Raw genomic sequence first — 2,963 nt, forward strand, 5'->3', positions numbered from 1 at the left:
GTGCGGGCCGGGGGGGGGGGGGGGGGGTCACCCGGCGGTGCGGAGCCGGTCCTCCGCTCCGGCTCCGGGCGGACCGAGCGCGGCGATCAGCGCGTCGGCCGGGTCGGGCGCCGAGGACAGCTCCTCCTGGCGCCGCCGCGCGGCCACCCGGCCGCGGTCGAGGCACCAGGTGAGCCAGACGTCGAGTCGGCGGGCGTCCACCCGCTCCGCCGGGACGAGCGCGGGCCAGCGGCACGCCCTCGCCTGCGCCGAGACCTTGGCGCCGCCGCTCACCGGGTCCACCGCGATGGGCGGCACCCCGCCGCGCAGCGCCAGCACCAGCCCGTGCAGCCGATCGGTGACGACGGCGTCGAGGCGTTCGACCACCGACTGGAACTGCTCGGCCGTCCCGGGCAGGAGCCCGTCCCTGCTGTCGAGTCTGCTCTCCAGCACCACGGGCGCGCAGTCCTTGCCCGCCAGCCAGGTGCGTACGGTGTCGCCGACGGCGTCGTGCATCCGCCGCTCCCCGTACTCCCGCTGGCCCTGGGTGAGCAGCACGCCCACCACCGGCGTCGGCGTGCCGCGCGGCGCCCGCAGCGACAGGTCGCGCGTCGGCTCCCGGCCCGCGCCGTCGCGCGCCAGCACCTCGTGGAAGCCGGTCAGCGCCGGATCGTCCTCGCCGATCACCGACACGCCCACGGCGACCCGGCGCGCGTGCGCGAAGCGCTCGTGCAGCTCGGCGAGGAGCGGCCCGTGCACGGGGCCGCACACGAAGACCAGGCGCGTGTAGTCACCCGGGTTCACATCCGCCAGCGCGGGCCCCGCGGGCTGGAAGCCGGGGCTCCACGCGATGTCGTACGTCACGCCCGCCCGGTCCAGCACCTGCCGCACCCGGTCCAGGGCCAGCAGGTCCCCGGCCGTCGCCTCCCCGTCCACAAAACTGAACCACCCGGTCAGGAGGGTTCGCCCGCCGTCGCTCGTCATCCGGGCCGAGTCCCCTCCGCGGCACCGCCGAAACGGGTCCCGGCCCTCGTTGCCCCCGTTTGGACCCACCCGCCCTGGGCACTCGGCGCCCGTGTCAGCACCCCTGGTGGGGGTGGTCATCGCCACCCGGAATCGCTCGTCCAGCCTGGTCACCACGCTGGACCGGCTGGCGTCCCTGCCGGAGCGCCCGCCGGTGACCGTCGTGGACAACGCCTCCACCGACGGCACGTCCGAACTGCTCGCCGACCGCTACCCGGGCGTCGACGTCCTGCGGCTCCCCGCCAACCGCGGCGCCCTGGCCCGTAACGACGGGGTGCTCGCGCTCCCCGCCCGCTATGTCGCCTTCAGCGACGACGACTCCTGGTGGGAGCCGGGGTCGCTGGCCGCCGCCGTCGAGCTGATGGAGGCCAACCCGCGGCTCGGCCTGGTCGCCGCGCGCACCCTGGTGGGCCCCGGCCGCGCCCCCGACCCGCTCAACACCGCGCTCGCCGAGTCCCCCCTCGACCCGCGCCCGGGGCTGCCGGGTCCCGCCGTGCTCGGGTTCCTCGGCTGCGCCGCGGTGGCCCGCCGCTCCGCGTTCCTCGACGTCGGCGGCTACCACCCCCTGCTGTTCTTCGGCGCCGAGGAGACCCTGCTCGCCTACGACCTCGCCGCGGCGGGCTGGGACGTCTGCTACGCGCCCGAGGTCACCGCCGTCCACCACCCCGCGGCCGACCCCAGGGCGCGGCGTTCCACGCTGGTGCGCCGCAACGAGGTCCTCACCTCCTGGCTGCGCCGCCCGCTGCCGGTCGCGCTGCGCGACACCTGGCGGCTGGTGCGCGACGCGCCGGGCGACCGCGCGGCGTGGCGGGCGCTGGCCCAGCTGGCGCCGCGGCTGCCCGCGGCGCTCAGGGGCCGCAGGATGCTGCCCGCCGAGGTGGAGGCGAACGTCCGCCGCCTGGAGCGCCTGGAGCACGGCCATGCCACCGGATGACCGCACCTCCGTGGTGATCATCACCCGCGACCGCCGCACCGAGCTGCTCCACACCCTGGACCGGCTGGCGGCGCTGCCTGAGCGCCCCCGGGTCCTGGTCACCGACAACGGCTCCACCGACGGCACGGCCGAGGCCGTGGCCCGCCACCACCCGGAGACGCGGGTGCTGACCCCGGGCGGGAACCTCGGCGCGGTCGGCCGCAACCTCGCCGTCCGCGAGGTCACCTCGCCCTATGTCGCGTTCTGCGACGACGACACCTGGTGGGACGCGGGGTCGCTGGCGACGGCGGCCGATCTGCTGGACGCGCACCCCGCGGTGGCGGCGGTGACCGCGCGGATCCTGGTCGAGCCCGGGGGCGTCGAGGACCCGATCGTGGAGGAGCTGCGCTCCTCGCCGCTGCCCAGGCCCGGCTGGCTGCCGGGGCCGGCGCTGGGCTCCTTCCTCGCGGCGGCGACCGTGCTGCGGACCGACGCGTTCCGGAAGGCGGGCGGCTTCTCGCCCCGGCTGTGGCTGGGCGGGGAGGAGGAGCTGCTGGCGGCCGACCTGATGGCGCGCGGCTGGTGGCTGCTGTTCGACGAGAGCCTGACCATCCACCACGCGCCCTCGGCCGTCCGGGACGCGACGCGGCGGCGGGCGGACGGCATCCGCAACACGCTGTGGTTCACCTGGCTGCGCCGCCCCGCGCGGCCCGCGCTGCGCCGCACGGCGCACCTGCTGCGGACGGTCCCCAGGGACGGCGCGACCGCCGCCGCCCTGCTCCGCGCGGCGGCGGGCCTCCCCTGGGTCCTGCGGACGCGCCGCCCGGTTCCCCCGGAGGTGGAGGCCCGCCTGCGCACCCTGGAACGCACCCAGCGCGCCTCGACGGCCCGCCGCTACGTGGGCTGACCGAGCGTCCGCAGGGCCGCCAGCACCTCGGCCGGGGTGATCCGCAGCAGCCGCGCGTCCGGGGCCGTCCCGTGCGGGTCGCCCGAGGGCGGGCCGTGCCAGAGCGCGCGGTGGCGGGGACCGGGCGGCGGGCCCCACAGC

General features: G+C 77.8%; 3 protein-coding genes. 2 read left to right on the plus strand and 1 reads right to left on the minus strand.

Translation table 11 applies throughout. From position 1 onward, the window contains the following. Positions 1-27 precede the first annotated feature (27 nt). The gene (locus tag ADY01_RS34550) at positions 28-963 is read right to left on the minus strand and encodes a polysaccharide pyruvyl transferase family protein (RefSeq protein WP_049580738.1); all 936 of its coding nucleotides are present in this window, start codon (positions 961-963) and stop codon (positions 28-30) included. Between the two features lie 91 nt (positions 964-1,054). Between ADY01_RS34550 and ADY01_RS34555 the strand changes: the two genes are divergently transcribed. Together ADY01_RS34555 and ADY01_RS34560 are read left to right on the plus strand one after the other, a co-directional pair. Then, the gene (locus ADY01_RS34555) at positions 1,055-1,936 is read left to right on the plus strand and encodes a glycosyltransferase family 2 protein (protein ID WP_234320535.1); all 882 of its coding nucleotides are present in this window, start codon (positions 1,055-1,057) and stop codon (positions 1,934-1,936) included. Beyond that, positions 1,923-2,822 carry a glycosyltransferase family 2 protein gene (locus tag ADY01_RS34560; protein ID WP_049580741.1) on the plus strand — a complete coding sequence of 300 codons (900 nt, stop codon included), beginning with the start codon at positions 1,923-1,925 and terminating at the stop codon, positions 2,820-2,822. The genes ADY01_RS34555 and ADY01_RS34560 overlap by 14 nt, the downstream gene beginning before the upstream one ends. Positions 2,823-2,963: the final 141 nt, after the last annotated feature.

It is taken from the genome of Streptomyces sp. SBT349, from assembly GCF_001083795.1.
Taxonomy (GTDB): Bacteria; Actinomycetota; Actinomycetes; order Streptomycetales; family Streptomycetaceae; genus Streptomyces.